14 protein-coding genes are annotated in these 17,501 nt (G+C 30.6%); 1 reads left to right on the forward strand and 13 read right to left on the reverse strand.

All coding sequences use genetic code 11. From position 1 onward, the window contains the following. The 3 genes from HY951_16055 to HY951_16065 form a co-directional block, all read right to left on the reverse strand. Positions 1–1,917, reverse strand: a 1,917-nt coding sequence (locus HY951_16055) for a PKD domain-containing protein (protein MBI5541575.1), incomplete at its 3' end; no start/stop codon positions are given. Between the two features lie 6 nt (positions 1,918–1,923). After that, entirely contained in the window at positions 1,924–2,382 is a 459-nt protein-coding gene (locus HY951_16060) for a hypothetical protein (GenBank protein MBI5541576.1), read from the reverse strand. 91 nt (positions 2,383–2,473) lie between these two features. After that, entirely contained in the window at positions 2,474–4,372 is a 1,899-nt protein-coding gene (locus HY951_16065; protein ID MBI5541577.1) for an AMP-binding protein, read from the reverse strand. A 119-nt stretch (positions 4,373–4,491) separates the two neighbouring features. Here HY951_16065 and HY951_16070 point away from each other — a divergent pair, with 119 nt between their 5' ends. Further along, on the forward strand, positions 4,492–5,436 hold the full coding sequence (locus HY951_16070; GenBank protein ID MBI5541578.1) for a 4Fe-4S cluster-binding domain-containing protein: 945 nt from the start codon (positions 4,492–4,494) through the stop codon (positions 5,434–5,436). 54 nt (positions 5,437–5,490) lie between these two features. Here the strand turns inward: HY951_16070 and HY951_16075 are convergent, their stop codons facing one another. The 10 genes from HY951_16075 to HY951_16120 all read right to left on the reverse strand — a co-directional run bounded on the left by HY951_16075 (position 5,491) and on the right by HY951_16120 (position 17,500). Further along, positions 5,491–7,488: an OmpA family protein gene (locus HY951_16075; GenBank protein ID MBI5541579.1), complete on the reverse strand. Its 1,998-nt coding sequence runs from the start codon at positions 7,486–7,488 to the stop codon at positions 5,491–5,493. Positions 7,489–7,571: 83 nt separating this feature from the next. Then, positions 7,572–8,567 carry a hypothetical protein gene (locus HY951_16080; GenBank protein ID MBI5541580.1) on the reverse strand — a complete coding sequence of 332 codons (996 nt, stop codon included), beginning with the start codon at positions 8,565–8,567 and terminating at the stop codon, positions 7,572–7,574. A 25-nt stretch (positions 8,568–8,592) separates the two neighbouring features. After that, the gene (locus tag HY951_16085; protein MBI5541581.1) at positions 8,593–9,579 is read right to left on the reverse strand and encodes a hypothetical protein; all 987 of its coding nucleotides are present in this window, start codon (positions 9,577–9,579) and stop codon (positions 8,593–8,595) included. Between the two features lie 35 nt (positions 9,580–9,614). Further along, the gene (locus tag HY951_16090) at positions 9,615–10,346 is read right to left on the reverse strand and encodes a hypothetical protein (GenBank protein ID MBI5541582.1); all 732 of its coding nucleotides are present in this window, start codon (positions 10,344–10,346) and stop codon (positions 9,615–9,617) included. Positions 10,347–10,373: 27 nt separating this feature from the next. Next, complete coding sequence (locus HY951_16095; GenBank protein ID MBI5541583.1) at positions 10,374–11,312, reverse strand: ankyrin repeat domain-containing protein; 939 nt, start codon at positions 11,310–11,312, stop codon at positions 10,374–10,376. A 21-nt stretch (positions 11,313–11,333) separates the two neighbouring features. After that, the gene (locus HY951_16100; protein MBI5541584.1) at positions 11,334–11,537 is read right to left on the reverse strand and encodes a response regulator transcription factor; all 204 of its coding nucleotides are present in this window, start codon (positions 11,535–11,537) and stop codon (positions 11,334–11,336) included. 123 nt (positions 11,538–11,660) lie between these two features. Next, positions 11,661–12,317, reverse strand: coding sequence for a response regulator transcription factor (locus HY951_16105; protein MBI5541585.1), 657 nt, complete (start codon positions 12,315–12,317; stop codon positions 11,661–11,663). A 3-nt stretch (positions 12,318–12,320) separates the two neighbouring features. Next, positions 12,321–14,240: a sensor histidine kinase gene (locus HY951_16110; GenBank protein ID MBI5541586.1), complete on the reverse strand. Its 1,920-nt coding sequence runs from the start codon at positions 14,238–14,240 to the stop codon at positions 12,321–12,323. A 1-nt stretch (position 14,241) separates the two neighbouring features. Next, positions 14,242–15,897 carry a sensor histidine kinase gene (locus HY951_16115; GenBank protein ID MBI5541587.1) on the reverse strand — a complete coding sequence of 552 codons (1,656 nt, stop codon included), beginning with the start codon at positions 15,895–15,897 and terminating at the stop codon, positions 14,242–14,244. Between the two features lies 1 nt (position 15,898). After that, on the reverse strand, positions 15,899–17,500 hold the full coding sequence (locus HY951_16120) for a S8 family serine peptidase (GenBank protein ID MBI5541588.1): 1,602 nt from the start codon (positions 17,498–17,500) through the stop codon (positions 15,899–15,901). Between the last annotated feature and the right edge of the window lies 1 nt (position 17,501).

A 17,501-nucleotide genomic window follows, 5' to 3' on the forward strand; every position in this document is an offset into this window, starting at 1 on the left:
GCTTAAAGAACAGGTCTGACCGTCGGGACCGGCATTTGCTACCGGTTGGGCGGTGAAGGTTATGTCCACCTGATCAAAGTTGGTGCAGTTTACACCATTGTTCTCGAACCATTGGAATGTATAAGTGCCGGATGTTGTTACAGTAACACTTGAGGTTGCTAAGCTGGAGTTTGAAAATACGCTTGTGCCTGGACCTGAAATCTGAGACCAGCTGCCAGTGCCTATATTTGGAACTGCTTGTAAAGTATAATTTAAAAGGCAAGTACTTCCATCTGGTCCGGCATCAGAAGCAGGAGCTACACAACAGTTTGGACTACCTGCAGTTTCAACAAAAACTGTAACAGTTGTATCATAAACACAACCAAAATCATCAGTAGCAGAAAAAGTATAAGTTACATTTCCTGTAACAGTAGGAGTTGCTGTAGCAATACCATTTGCCTGAGCTCCAACTCCACTACCAGTCCATACATAGTCAACAGGGTTATATGTGTTTCCAAAAGTCCACAATGGAGGAATTATAGAAGGATCAAAATTTAACATCCAGTAAAATATATAACCATCATCTGCTCCTAAATGATCTATAACATGTATTGTCCAATCGCCATTTAACGGACAACCTAAAAGATTTGTAAAAGGGGTTTCAGGAGCATAGTTTCCAATAGGAATATAAGAAGCACTTGTGATAGAATTACCTTCCAAATCTGTAAAACTGTGAGTCACAGTATTTGCAACTGAGGCCATAGTAGCTGTGGCTGAAGGATTCCAGCAATAATCATACCCAACACCTGGGCTTGTTGCAGGTGTCATATCACAAGGTTCTCCTAAGTGAGTTGCACCTGGACTTGGAGAAAGTGGATAAGTTGCTGCTATAAAATTAATAATTTGTCCATTGGGACAAGTTAAATACATTTCAAGATCTCCCATATAAGAATGCTCCATATTTAAGCAAATAGATTGGAGATCATTAACATTTGTTAAGGTCTGACCCGGACCAAACATAGTATGAGTAATTGAAGTAGAATAAGAAGCTCCGCTACCATCCGGAAGAAAAGTTAATCCAGATACAATATTAGGAACAGGTTGTGTCCATGGGTTAGTTGTTGCCATTCCTGTTAAATTAACAGTTTGTCCAATACATATTGTGTCTGGTGTTAAGCTTGTACCCGTAAATAATGGCGAAGTAGAAACCATCACCATATTTCTTGCATAATTAGAGTTATTACAACCGCTAATGTCAACACCTGAAACTGATGTAAAATACCCACCACCATTAGGAAACATATGAGTTACTGTAGAAAGTCCAGCACCTGTCTGTACAGGCGAACCATCACCAAAATCCCATGTAAATACTGTTGTTGCATCTGATTGCGGGTAATTCACATTATTATTAGGATATGTACCAGCTGCATTGAATGTTATAGGCTGACCCTGACAAACTCTTATTGTATCTCCATTAAAATACGGAACATTTGCACCTGTAATATTCACATCAAATACCTGACAAGGAAAAGTACAACTGATTGCAGCTGCCCATCCAGCATGGGTTACAGATCCATCTGCAGTAAATACAAGTGTTAAACACCCACTCCCCTGAGAAGTTATTGTTTGCCCTTGCAAAGTAGTTCCTGTAGCATTTACAATTAACAATCCACCAGAAGTATTTCCCTCATAAATTGCAAGATGTTCGAAACCACTTTCTATATCAAATTGTGTAAAATTTAATGAAACCTGTGCACCAGGAATACCAGCACATATTGTTAGTGTATAATTTTCACTATTTTGATATGTACCACCTGATCCACCACTATCATAAAATATTCCACCACATTGACTTACCGATCCAGTATGCATATTCACATTCTGCGAAAATGCATATGAACTAAAAAACATTGCTAAAACAAAAAATATTTTTTTCATTATCTGTTATTTTACAGATTGTTTTAATTTATTATATCTGTCTGCCATTTCTTTTAAAGAATAAAAAATAACAACCTCATTGCTATTTCCAATTCTGTATGAAGTTCTTTGGCTATAACTTAACTTCAAATCATAATTAAGAATATTAAAACTTGATTTATTTATTGACTCAACAACATTCTGAGTTGATGATTTTGTTTGATTATCAAAAAGAGTAAGTTTTGGAGAATTCACAAATTTATCGCTACCTTCTGAAATAAAATAACACGAATTATCCAAACAAAAATTCAAATAGTCTATATTTTCAGGATTATTAATTAACATACTAGAAATATAATCTTGACTATACTTTACAAATAGCCTTTCGTCAGGTTTAATTTCGTTCTGAGCAATAATTCTAACACTAAAGCTTAAAAAAACAATAACAAAAAAAAGACAACCAGCTAAATATTTGCACTTTAACATATTCTTCAATATTAAATTAACAATTAGAAGACGTAAAAGTAACTAAATCGTTGCCTTAAATAATATGTTTTTAAATATAAACTCGAAATTTTTAATTAATTAGAGCTTCAATATTTTTATTATTTACAATATTTTTTCCTTCAGAACTATATAAAAATTCAATTCTTGTTTTATATTTTTCTGTTATTTTACCTCTAACCATTTTAAGAGTAGAATTTAATAAATGATTTTCTTCGGTAAAAGCTTCGCTTACAATAGCAAATGTTGCCGGCATCCATCTTTGAGGAAATGTTCCTTCAAATCTACCTCCACTTTTAAATTCGTCTAACTCTTTCTGAATCATTGCCAATGCCGCATTTTGTCCATTTTCATTGCTAATACTTAAACCATTTTTTTGCAAATCAGCAAGTAAAGCAGACTTATTAATAACAACAAGTACAATAGTGTACGTATTCTGATTATTGTACAACATGCATTGGTCAATATATTTTGAGTTTTCTACAAATGCTTCCTCAATTCCTTCTGGGCTATACTTTTCACCATCATTCGCAATCAGTAAACTTTTAAAACGTCCCATAACATATATAAAACCATCATTATCCATATAGCCTAAATCACCGGTATAAAGCCAGCCATCTCTTAAAGCTTCTGATGTGGCTTTCTCATTTTTCCAATACCCAACCATAACATTCTCACCTTTAACGACAATCTCACCTTTTTGACCTACAGGTAAAGAATTTCCTTTTTCATCACAAATTTTAAGCTCAAGATTTTTTACTAAAAATCCTGATGTACCAATTTTATGTTTCCCCATTGAATTAGCAGAAATTATAGGAGCTGCTTCAGACAAACCATAGCCTTGAAACATTGGAATTTTTAGTGCATAAAAAAACTTTTGTAAATCAATATCCAACAAAGCACCACCACCAATAAAAAATTGCAATTCGCCACCAAATCCGGCTCTTACTTTAGAAAAAATAAGTTTATCATAAATTGCATACATAATTTTATTCCAAATCTGGAATCCAGTTCCCTTCGACCAACCATCACGATTATATGCATAAGCAACTTTCAATGCCTTGTTAAATAATTTCTCAACTTTTGGTCCTTTTGCCTGAATTCCCTTTTCAATGTTTTTTCTAAAGTTCTTTGCTAAAGCAGGAACAGACATTAAAACATGAGGTTTAATTTCATTTATATTTATTGGAATATTTTTAATAGTTTCCATTGGTGTATTTCCTGCCTGCACAGAAGCAACGCTCGCTCCATATGCCATAAACGCATAAATTCCTGCTGTATGGGCAAAAGAGTGATCCCATGGTAATATTAACAACGTGCGATAATTTTCTTCTATTGTCATTAAAGAACATGCTTGTTCTACATTTGCTGTATAGTTTCTATGCGAAAGTATTATACCTTTAGGATCGGCAGTAGTACCTGAAGTATAACAAATGTTAGCATAGTCATTTCCTCTTACCGATGTCCATCTCTCTTCAAATTGTTTGTAATTATTTTTGATAAACTCATTACCTGATTTTTCGATATCACTAAAATATAATTCATTTTCATTCAAAATTTCATTATCATCAATAACAATGACCTTTTCAACCAAAGGTAACTGCCCCTTCAGTGATCTTATTTTTTTTAAGTGGTTTTTAGAAACTATTATAAATCTTGATTCTGAATGTTCAATTCTAAATTTTAACTCTGATAATTCATCTAATTTAACAGAAAGTGGAACATTTACAGCACCTGCATACAACATACCTAATTCTGATATAACCCATGCATTTCTACCTTCAGATAATAGTGCAATTCTGTCACCCTTATTAACACCTAATGCTATTAGTCCAGCTGCAAACGAATAAACTTTTTCTCTAACTTCCTTATAAGAAGATGATACAAATACATCACCTTTCTTTTCCATTAAGTATATATTGTTAGAATATTTCTTTACACTTTCTTCAAATAAGTTAATTATGGTTTTCATGTTTAATAAATTTGGGTGTAAATATACAATATCTGATTAAAGTCATAAAAAATCGAATATAGAATAAAATAAAATTTATCAAAACTATATCTTTACACTTTAATTTATTCATTGCATTAATGAACAATAAGCCAACAAATTTTAATTTCATATCTTCAGAACTTACTGAGTGCAAAATCTGTCCAAGAAACTGTAAAGTAAACCGCATTAACCGTGAATTAGGTTATTGTAAAACTGATGCAGGGTTTAATATTTCTTCAATCTGTATTCATAAAGGCGAAGAACCTGCTATTGGTGGAAATTTAGGTGTTTGTAATATATTTTTTTCACATTGTAATTTGCAATGTATTTATTGCCAAAATCACCAAATCAGTTGTAATGATATTTTTACCAATAATTCCATTTCACTTGAAACAATACTATCCCAAATCTTAAAAATATTAAATACTGGAATTAATGTAGTTGGTTTCGTTTCTCCTTCACATGTAGCACCTCAGGTAAAAGAAATAATTACTGCAATTAGAAACTCAGGCTATAACCCTAAGTTTGTCTGGAACTCCAACGGGTATGACAAACCGGAAACTCTTAGAAGTTTAGAAACATTTATTGACATTTATTTGCCAGATTTTAAATACATTGATGAAGTTGATTCCAAACAGTTTTCTGATGCAAACAATTATCCAGAAGTAGCAATTAAAGCTATTAAGGAAATGTATTTTCAAAAGGGTTCAAAGTTAATAACAGATGAAAATGGAATTGCTGAAAGTGGTTTGATAATTCGTCATTTGGTTTTGCCGGGAAAAGCAGATTCAAGCATTAAACTTTTAAATACAATTGCTGAAGAAATAAGTACCAGGGTAACTATCTCACTTATGGCACAATATTTCCCGACCGATAATGTAAAGAATCATCCAATATTAAAAAAACAAATTACAGAAGAAGAATACAAAAAAGTAACTGAAGCTATGTATAAATTGGGTTTTAATAACGGATGGATTCAGGAATATGAGAGTCATTTAAATTATCGTCCCGATTTTGAAAAAGAAAATCCGTTTGAAAACTAAAAACCCCACGTTAAATTAACAATGGGGTTTTCTTCGTTCGGGTTAAAATATTATTTATTTTGTTAAGATAACAAATTCAACTCTCCTGTTTAAAGCTCTTCCTTCTTCTGTGTCATTTGTTGCAACAAATTTTGTTTCACCATAACCTTTTGCTATTATTCTGTTTTCGGTAATTAATTTTCCTAATAAATATGTAACAACAGCTTTAGCTCTATCGTCTGAAAGTTTCATATTTGCCTGTTCACCTCCAACATTATCTGTATGTCCGCTGATTTCTATATTAACCTTTGGATTTTCTAACAAAAATGCAGTTAGCTTTTCGAGTTCGAAATTTGACTCAGGTTTTAAATCAGCTTTACCTGTTTCGAAAAATATATTATTTAAACGAATAATCTGACCAACTTCAATAGGAGCAAGATACAAATCTCTTTTTATTTCTTTATACTCTGTAATATTAGTAGCATCCATATTTTCACTTATGGTAATATACTTATCAGAAACTGCTCTGAATGAATAATTTTCTCCTGCCGGCAAAGTAATTGTATATTCTCCCGTTGTCGCATTAGAACGTGCATAACCTACAGTTTTATTTTGTGATAACAATTCAAAAGTAATTTCAGCCTCTAATGGAAGATTTGTTTTTTTATCAAGAACTTTACCAGAAATAAGTACTACAGGTTTAGGGCGAATTGTTTCAACAATAGGAGTTTCAGCTTTTGGTTTAGCAAGTTTAATTCTATATAAATCTTTTGTATCTACTGTCGCACCTTTTGTAAAATAGGCATATTCGCCGGATGCAGTTATAGTAAAATACCTTTCTTTTTCCGAACTGTTTATTTGAGATCCTAAATTTACTGGTTCTGACCAATTTGTCCATGTTTCATCCAATCTTCTGGTAACATATATATCATAATCCCCATAACCCAAATGACCATTACTACTAAAATATAATGTAGCATTATCAGGAGAAAGAAAACAAGGAATTTCATCACCAGTAGTATTTATAATATCACCCATATTTATCAACTCAGAAAAATCCCCATTGGGTAATCGCTTAGCAAAATATAGATCTTCGTGAAATATATCTAAACTTCCGGGTCTCCATTGTGTAATAATAAATGTACTCCCATCTGCAGACATAATTTCATTTTGGTTTGCGTCTTCATTATTAAGATATCCTTTTACCCTAATTTCGCGTTTTTTTAATTTTGATTTCTTATCAATATACACTTCATAATAAATAGGTTTTTTGCTCATGTTGCTAATTATTGCAGAATTTCTATCAGGCATTACAGCAACCAATCCAGTTGCAGTAGATGTTTCTACCGGTAAATTAAAAAAACTTGGCATTACACCAAGACATTTTCCGTCTGTTCCTAATTTAGAAGAATATATATTTTCGTAACCATTGTTATGGTCAAAATATATATAGTTACCATCTGCTGATATTCTTGGTGCCGACGGTCCCTTTTCACCAGTAATATCTTCATTAATATTAAAAGGTTCTCCTTCAAATGGTAGTTCTGCCGGTAAATTAATTTTAGGACTATATGGTTCTTTAGAATCAGAAATTGCAACTGCTGCTATTTGATTAACCCCTTCTACCGCCTTATAATCAACACTAATCCAAACATCAGTCACATCAAAATCTGTAAGGGGGCAAGTTAAATTTAGAATTCTATATTTTTTTTCAGTTGCTTTTGCTTCTGCTGAATAAATTTCTTTTTTAATTCCATTTTTTCCATCTGTCCCATATTCAATTTTTGTTATAGCTCCAGGATTATAATTTTCGATTACAATAATTTGTTGAATTTTTAAAGGTTTAAATTTATAATGTAAAATCGCAGGACTTTTTTCACTTTTCTTCAGGGATTCTCCAACTGCATCTTCTGCCTCAACAGCACCAGAATATTTCCAGAATCTATAATCGGATACCCATGGCTTTCCGTAACCCCATACAGAACCATCTACTTTATACGACCAACGTACCTTTTGAGCAACTGAAAAGTTTGCAATTATTAAAAGCAAAATAAGAATTATTATATTTTTCATTATATAAATTTTTTATAAAAAAGACCTCACAATATTTTTATCTGTGAGGTCTTTACATACTTGGGTTAACGAAAATGTTTTATTTATTTTTTAACTTTGTTAATAACATAATTACAAAGTCTTCCGGATATAGCTTTCATAACATTATCCATATTATCATAACTCTGTGTTTTTTCTTTTTCGTTCTGGAATTCTAACATTCCCTGACTGAAGAATCTAACTCCACAATAGAACTGTCCTCTATTTTTATCTTCGGGTCCTTCACTTTTTGGATTTGGTCCGAACATATAAAGGTTTACAGCATTTACAACATAATTTTCTTTATTCATTTTAGGTTTACGAGTAACAATATAGCATACAACAACAGCATCTACTCCTAACCCTTTGCAAAGTTCATATCCAAGACTTGAAGACATTGTTCTGTTTGCACCCATAACACCAGCGTTCATAAAATGTGTAACAACAGACTCAGTCATCTCTTCATTTGTTACAAAAAAAGCTCTATAACCTTTTCCTGTCGGACAAATTTTTAATGTAGAAACAGAAGCTTCTGCAACACTTGAAATTGATGAACCTGCTGCTTTTCTAATTGTTCTTTCTGTTTTTTCTTTTCTAGCACTTTCCTGACTAAAATTATAATAAAAATCAGCTTTCTCATCTGTATCAATAAATTCTTCAGGAGTTAATAATTCCATTCCATAAGTTTTAAATTCTGATTTTAATACATCAATACTTTTAGCATAAAACCCATCCACATGAGTTTGTGCAACTTCGTTTGCAGTTCTCCAGCAAGAAACAGAAACCGAGCCGGTATAAGAACCACCTGTTGACTTACCACAAGCAGGATCATAAAGATAATAGCTAACTAGGGCTACTTTTTTAGGTTTTGGGTCAAGTAAATCTACATTTACACTATAACCACCGCCATTTTTAGCATTTCTTCCTTCAGCTGGGAAATCGAGCCATGATCCGATTTTATCTACATTTGCAGTTTTATCGGCAAACTCTGTTGTTGTTTGTGCAATTGTTGGCATGGCAAACATTGCAAACATTAAACCTGTAAAAATTGTTTTTTTCATAATTATATAATTTAAATTGTTATTATTACTCTATTGATTTTAAAACTATAGTGCCAAGTATGCAACCATATTGGTCATAATTAATAGTTTTGGCGACTGTTAAACCCGGAATAATCCACTCTTCTTTATATGTAACAACATACCCTTCTTCATTAGCACCAGTGTACTCATTCATTTTTGCTGCTAATTTTTTTCCTCCTTTGTCATAATTCTTTTGAAGTTGTTTATTTATCTTATCGTTGATCGGGTCATTAAAATAATTTTGTCTTTCAACTACTACATTTGCTTTGTTATCGTTTTTTGTCCATATCTCAGTTCCAACTACAAAACTTTTATAATCTTTTCCTGAAATATTTAACATTTCTTCGCTGTTTACTGTACCACCCTGATATAATTTTAACATTCTGAAAGATATATCATAATCGACAGTTGCCGTAACATAACCGGAATAATTATAGCCACCATCACCTACATTAAAGTTTTGTTTAACTTTAGATTGAGATGTTGTTGACATCACAGATTCATCTATATAACCAGGAGTATTTCCACCAACTTTTAAGTTAACAGGTATTCCTTGTGCACCATAAGTATAAAAGCCCATTGTATCGTTGTTTGTAACAAGTGGCATCATTCCTTTTGCACGAAGAATATAAAAAGTATCATTTTTACAGGACAAATAACTATCATATGTTTTATCTGCTATTACTGTAGAAAAAATATATTCACCAGTTGGTGTAGTTCCTGAGATAGTATAAACCATGTTTGAAACTGACTTAGGTGTTACCTTTCCGGAATTAATAGCTGTTTTATATTCATCAATTTTTTTATCCTTATCTTTTTGCTTCATTGTATAAAAAGCAGCACCTTCTTTTTCGAGTATCATTGGATAAGAAGTAACCTCAAAAGTAAATTTCATTCCTTTTGATAACATTGTGCAATTTTGCGCAATAGTACTGATTGAATTTGCTATGAACAAAGCAGCAATCAGGATAAACAAATTTGATTTTTTCATGATTTTATCTATTATTGGTTTTTATTTAATAATTATTAGATTTTGATTCTTAATCCAATTTTAAGATCATATCTTCTGATTTTAACTTCGTTTCCAAGACCATCATTTAATTTTGAAAATCTAAGTAGATCAAGACCTGCAAACAATCCAAATTTTGTAAAGAGTTCAATGTTATGCTCCCAAATTGCAGGATTGCCTTTTCCTTTTTGTCCGCTTGCATATGAAAACAGAGGTCCTGTTGAAAGTCTTACTGCAAACCAATCAGTTATTGCTCTATCTACATAAACATTTGGTCCAACAGACAACCAATCATTTTTAACACTTGCCAAACCATTTGTTATAAAGTAACTATGATTAAGCCCTACATTTAAAACAAAATTATCTTTTCCTATAACATTTAACCCTAATCGGAAATTAGGCAAAAATCCGAAATCAGATAAATAATAAACTCCACTAAAATTCTTTTTCTTTGAGCTTTTAATAACTATACCTTTTAATAAAAAAAACATGTCGGATAACTGACGTTCTCCACAATAAAAAGATAATCCCCATTGCTTGGATTTTGATAGTGTTGTTCCAAGATCTATCACACCCCAAAAATTCATGCTCTTATCCATACCTAAAGAATCTCTGGTTTTGGATACTGACGACATTCCGCTAAAAGGAGTATATATTTCGAATGATTTGTTATAAAAATCATCTAAAGATTGAGCAAAAATATTTACAGTCAGAAATCCAAAAACTAATATCGTTACTAACTTTTTCATAAAGTTTTTTTTAATTATTTGTTACTACTAAAGTTTATCGTTAAGTCTTACCGCACCTTTACTTATAAGATAATCCATTATTTCCTGATTTTTCACCAGATAAGCCTGATCTAAGGGACCTACGATATACCATTCTGTATAACCAGTCGATCCTTCTTTATAATTTTTTGTAGCTTTCTTGCCATTTGTTAAGTTAGCACCACCTTCTACTAAAATCTTAACAAGTTCCAGATTTTGCTTCTCAATAGCTTCTAATAAAGGAGTGTTTTTTTCAGGAACTTTTGCCCAATCTCTTGCTACATCCTTATCTACATACTTATAAGCACTCAAATAATTTACATTTCCCTGTACTTTTTCAAGCCATGCATCAAATCTATATTCTAAATTTACTTTTTTAGAATCAATCATTACTTTAACTATTTCTAACTTATTTTTTTGAACAGCATTTAAAAATGGAGTACCTATTTTAACAGACATATTACCAAGCAAGAAATTAGGATCTGCACCTAAATCAATAAGAGTTTTTACCTTGTCTGCAACTTTTGAAAATCTATTAATATCTTCATGAACTAACCATTTTGCCACTTTTGCAGTATCACCCTTAACTCTGCCAATAAGTTTTTCGTTAATTTTTTTATTCTTTTCTAATAATATTTCTGGCTCTTCACCATTATCAACTAGAAAACTTAATGCAGTGCTGCCACTCATATTTGTTTCATCAACTTTAGCCCCTTTTTCAACCAAAAGTTTTATCATTTCACTATTACCGCTATTAGCAGCCCATAAAATCATAGGTGCACCCGAATATTTTTCATTTGCATCTGCTCCAGCATCTAATAATTCTTTCATTAATTTCATATCCTGACGACTTACAGCTTCATATAAACTTGGACTTTTTCCAGGTTTAAACGACATTAAAAAAATTGCTACTAAAGCAATTAAACTGATAAAATAATTCTTTTTCATATTGTTGATTTTTAATTTACATTAATTAATTTCTACTAAATTATTTTTTAAAGCATATTTGAATAATGCTATTAAATTATTTGATGAAGTCTTTCTCATAATATTTCGTCTATGAGTATCTATCGTTCTTTTGCTAACACAAAGCTTATTGGCAATTTCAACGGTTGATATTTCTTCAAGAATTAATTTGAGGATTTCAGTTTCTCTGTCGGTTAAATTTTTCATTCAAATATTCATTTAATTCTTCCATACAAAGAAAATATGTTATTTGACATAAAAATATCGGTATCTGTACTGAATTTTTATCAGTACAAATACCGATTAATAAATTTTAATGATTTAAGAAAACTACTCTTTTATGGAAATAAGATTATTTCTGACGGCATATTTAATAAGCCCTACAAGAGTTTTAGAGTTTGTTTTAGATAGAATATTTATTCGATGAGTGTCAACAGTTCGTTTACTTATAAATAATTTTTCGGCAATCTGTTCACTTGAAAATTCCTCTACTATTAATTTTAGTATTTCAATTTCTCTTTCGCTAAGATGTTTCATTTCATCAGTAGATTTTTTATCTACTTTCATTGTCTGCATCATAACTGATAAAACATCGCTGCTATAATATGTACCATTGTTAGCAACTTTAGTTAGCGCTTCGAACAATTCCTTTTTACCAGTATTTTTAAGGATATAACCTTCTGCTTCAGAATTTATAATTTCAGATACAACCGAACTATCATTATGCATACTAATAACAATAACTTTGATTTCAGGATGCTTTGATTTTACAATTTTTGTAAGTTCAATGCCCGTCATTAAAGGCATACTGATATCACTTAAAATTATATCTATTTTCTCCTTCTCAATAATATCCAATGCGCTTTGACCATTTAAAGCTTCTGCAACTACGACAAAAGTTTCCTGTTTTCTAAGTAACGATTTTAGACCATCTATAAACATTTGATGGTCATCAACTATTAATAATCTTTGGGGTTCTAACTCCATTTTTTATACTTTAATAGTTATTGAAATTTCTGTACCAATTCCAATTTGTGAATTTACTAATATTTTGCCATTTAAAAGCGAAACACGCGAATAAATATTTTGCCAGCCAATACCAGTACTTTTATCTATCTCGGTTACATCAAAGCCCTTACCATTATCTTTAATTAGCATTTTGAGTTTATCTTCCTCATTAAAAAAGAGCATATCGATATTTTTTGCTGAAGAATGCTTTAGCATGTTGTTAATAATCTCCTGAACTATTCTGAATATTGCAATTTCTAATTCTTTCTCTAATGATATATCTAAACCTTCATAATCAAACTTTATTGCAATTTGTTTTGTATCATTTATCTTTGTTACAAATCCATTTATTGCTTCAATAATCCCATAATTCATCAATGCAGTTGGCATCATGTTATGAGAAATATTTCTCACCTCTTTAACTGCATCATCTATTATTGTTAATGAATTTTTAAGCAATTGCTCATCTTCTTTCTGAATACCGTCTTCTAACCCAGACATATTTAGCTTTGCTGAAGACAATAATTGGCCTAAACCATCATGTAATTCTTTGGCAATACGTATTCGCTCTTTCTCTTCAGAATCAATTATTGATTTAAACCTAAGTTTTTCTTGCCTATTATTCTCATTAATTAATTCTGCTTTTTGTCGTTGTTTGTTTCTGTATATAATAAAGCCTGATATTATTATTATAAATACAGCAATGGCAGTAAATAAAAGTATCTGGATTTTATTTCTGTATTTTTGCTTTTCAACTTCAACAGATTTGAGTTTTAATTGCTGTTCTTTTTTTTCGGTTTCATACTTTGTTTGCATTTCGCTCATATTTCTTGAGCTTTCTGATGTGTAAATTGAGTCTTTTACTAAATCATATTTCTCAAAATAAAATAAAGAATTTTTATAATCATTTATTTCCTTATAATAAATGTATAAGAACTTATATACCATTTTTAACTTAGTTTTTGACTCCAACTTATTTGCCAACTCTAAAGATTTTAAACTATATTCTAAAGATAATTTCAAGTCGCGTTTCCAACGATATAACTCGGCTAAATTATTATACGTTGTTATAAGTCCATATTCATCATTAATTTTTTCTCTTATCGGCAATGCTAACAAATGATATTTTAAGGCATCATCCATTTTACCCTGTGCATAATATGTTGTTCCAATATTATTATAAACAATTGCTAACCCATACAAGTCATTTGTTTTAATCTTAAAATTTATCGATTCTTGGTAATATTTTACTGCTAAACTTATACTGTCCATTTCTTCATAAGTCAAGCCAATATTTGTTAACGAAACCCCTATTCCATAATCATCATTTTGTTTCTCTCTGATATTTAATGACTGAAAATGATATTTCAGCGATTCCTTTAGTTTACCAAGATCATAATATATAAGCCCGACATTACTATATACCTTTGATATACCTTTATTGTCTTTTAAATTCTCATAAATTTTCAATGAAATAAAATACACTTTTAATGCTTTCTCGTACTCACCTTTATTCCAAAAAACTAAACCAATATTGTTATAAACATTGGCTTTAAGTCCTGCATTATTAATTTCAGTTGCAATTTTTAAAGCATCATTATAATAATAAAGTGCTGAATCGTAATTTCCGATAACATCGTATACAATTCCCTTATTATTCAAAGCATTTGCCTTCCCTTTTAAATAACGCAACTTATCACTTAGATTAATTGCTTCATTTGCATAACTATTAGAAATGCTATCATCTCTTTCAGAATAATAAAAACTAAGTTGATTTAAAATATTAATACGGTTGGTGTCAGTAGAATTTTTAAGTTTATTCTTTAAGCTGTCTGCATAATTCTGAGAAAAAGCATTAAAACTTATTAAAAAAAATAATAAAAGAAGATATTTACATTTCACTTTATAACTTAAATTCAATATTAATACATGTACCCATTGTTAAGTTTGATTCAATATTTATTTTTCCATTTAACATTGACACTCTTGAATAAATATTCTGCCACCCAATACCTTTACTATTCTTGATTTCTGAAATATTAAAACCTACTCCATTATCACTAATCATTAAACAAATGAGATTTTCTTTATTTGATAACATTATCTCAATAATTTTTGCTTTTGAATGTTTTAGCATATTGTTTATTACTTCCTGCACAATCCGATAAAATGTTATTTCAGTTTCTTTCTCAAGAGTAATATTAAAATTCTCTTTATTAAAATGTATTGTTAATTGTTTTGAATCGTTTATTTTACTAACCAGACCTGATATAGCCTCAACCAAACCATAATTCATAAGTGCAGTTGGCATCATATTATGAGAAATATTTCGTACTTCCTTAACCGCCTCATCAATTATATTTAAAGAATTCTTTAGTAAATACTCATCTTCCTTTTGTATACCGTCTTCCAAACCAGAAATATTTAATTTTGCAGATGACAGCAATTGCCCAAGCCCATCATGAAGTTCTTTAGCAATTCTTATTCTTTCTTTTTCTTCAGAATCAATAACAGCCTTAAATCTTAGTTTCTCTTGCCTGCTATTTTCTTTCATAGTTTCTGCCTTCTGACGTTGTTTATTCCTATAAAAAACAAATCCGAATATTGAAATGATTAATATTGCCAGTCCAATAAAAGAAAGTATCTGAACCTTATTTCTGTATTTTTGCTTTTCAACTTCAACAGATTTTAACTTTAATTGTTGCTCTTTTTTTTCAGTTTCATATTTTGTTTGCATTTCTATAAGTTGCTTAGACTTCTCAGTGTTAAGCACACTGTCCTTTAAACTCATTAACAAATTCTGATATTTGAAAGCAGACTTATAATCATTAGTTCCCGAATAAAGTAAAGCAAAATCTTCAAAAAACATTCGTTTTATATAAATAGGAGTATTTAACAAAACATAAGAATATCCATTATTTAAATATCTTTTTGCCAGTTCATATTGTTTTTGCAATAAATATGCTTCACCCAATGCAAGGTAAGAACTGGCAATTCCAGAACTGTCATTTAAAGCAGCTCTTATTTTTATGGATTCAGAAATCATTTCTTTTCCCTTTTCCATATTTCCGATATCAAGATAAAATGCTGCCAAATTCTTAAACGATGATGCCAGTTTCATGCTGTCACCGGCAATCAATCTAACAGCATGTGATTTTTCATAATACTTTATAGCCAGACTATCCTTATATGTGTCGTAATAAATATTACCAATAGTATTATAGATATCTGCAATAAGTGATTTATTTTGAAGTCTGTTTATTAATTTTTCTGCCTTCTGAAGAAATTTGTGTGCATTTCCATAGTCCTGTATTTCCTTGTAAGCCGTACCAATATTATTATAGATAGAGACTATTGAAAATGTGTCTTTTAGCGATTCTGCTAGTTTAAGTGCATCAAAATACATTTTTATTGCTTTCGAATATTGTCCTGAAATAACAAAGCTATTGCCTTGTTCTTTCATTTCAACAAGCTTATCATTTAAAGTATCTTTACTATTTACTGAAAAAACGAATTGTATATTTATAACAACTAACAATAATAAAATTAAAAATCTCATTCTACTTTGTTTTTTCAATTGCCATTAAAACTGCATTATATAAATTAACTACACCACCTGTTTCTGATAAAGTTCCAAATTTTGCTTTCTTCGGTTTTGGTTCAGTACTATTTGGAATATTTACTTTTAATTTTTTAAAAGGAACTGCAGACTTTAGAATTATTTCCTTAATTTCAGCTGGTGAAAGTTGTGGAAAATATGACATTAGTAATGCTGCAACTCCACATACTACCGGAGAAGCAGAACTTGTTCCATCTGCTGATTCAAATTTCTGACCTGGTTCTAAAGAATAAATCTGAACTCCCGGAGCAAAAACATCAACATTTTTTTGTCCATAATTTGAAAATACAGCGGGTAAGGTTTTATCTGCCTTTAATGATGACGCCCCTACTTCAATCCAATAATCAGTTATTGTTCTCGAACTGTCATTTGTTAAATTTATTGGATAATGCCATTTAATATCATTATCTTCTGATTCATTTCCTGCTGCATGTATTAACAGAACTTTTTTCTTATTTGCATATGCAAGTGCCTCATCAACCAAATACTTTTGCTGTGAATAATCTTTACCAAAACTCATATTTACAACCTGTGCACCATTATTTACAGCATACTTTATTGCATTTGCAACGTCTTTATCGCGTTCATCACCATCCGGAACAACTCTTAATACCATAATCTTAACATTATCCGCAATACCATATGCATCATTTGAATTACCGCGATTAGCACCTACAATTCCTGAAACAAATGTGCCATGACCGCAACGTGGTCCCATTACATTATTATTTCCATATATGCTATCATTCTTATAAGGATCATCTCCAATAATATCTCTGGGATGATAATCAACATTAAATCTATATTTATATTCAGTCTCTACATGTTGTTTATATGAATTATAATTAGCCTGACTAAATCCTCTTTCCATTAGCTGAAGTAAATAAAGTGCTGAACTTTTTATTACCCTGTCTGTAGAATTAGATAGAAGCTTTAAATCTTCTTCGGTATATGTTTCTTTTTTTAATTCTTCTTTAACATTACTTTCAGCCTTCTTATAATATTCGCTAAAAAGCATAAACTCATCATAACCCTTTTTTGCTTCATTATACCTTGACAAAAAATCTTTTCTCATTAATTTATAAAAATCAAATTCCTTTTTAATCTGACCAGAAATATTAACAGTATCAATACTGCTAAATTTAGCTTTTAAGTCATGGTACATACGAGTTACTTCAAGATTTTCATTTAAAATATTTTCGCCTTTTGAATTTCCAATAAAATTCCAGCCATTTATATCATCAATGTAACCATTGTTATCATCATCAATCCCATTTCCAGAAATTTCATCTTCGTTTATCCAGAATTTACCTTTCAAATCCTGATGAGTTGTATCTACTCCACTATCAATTATTGCAACAATAACTGTCTTGGATTTTCTTCCCTTTAATAATTCTTCATACGCTTTGTTTGTACTTATCACTTGATATTTATCAAGTTTAGAATCTTTATGATGCCAGTTTTTAATATCATCTTTTTTCTGGGCAATAGCATTACCATAACATATTGCAATTACAACTATTAATACGCTAAATATTTTCATA

The sequence above is a fragment of the Bacteroidia bacterium genome, from assembly GCA_016218155.1.
Taxonomy (GTDB): domain Bacteria; phylum Bacteroidota; class Bacteroidia; order Bacteroidales; family GWA2-32-17; genus GWA2-32-17.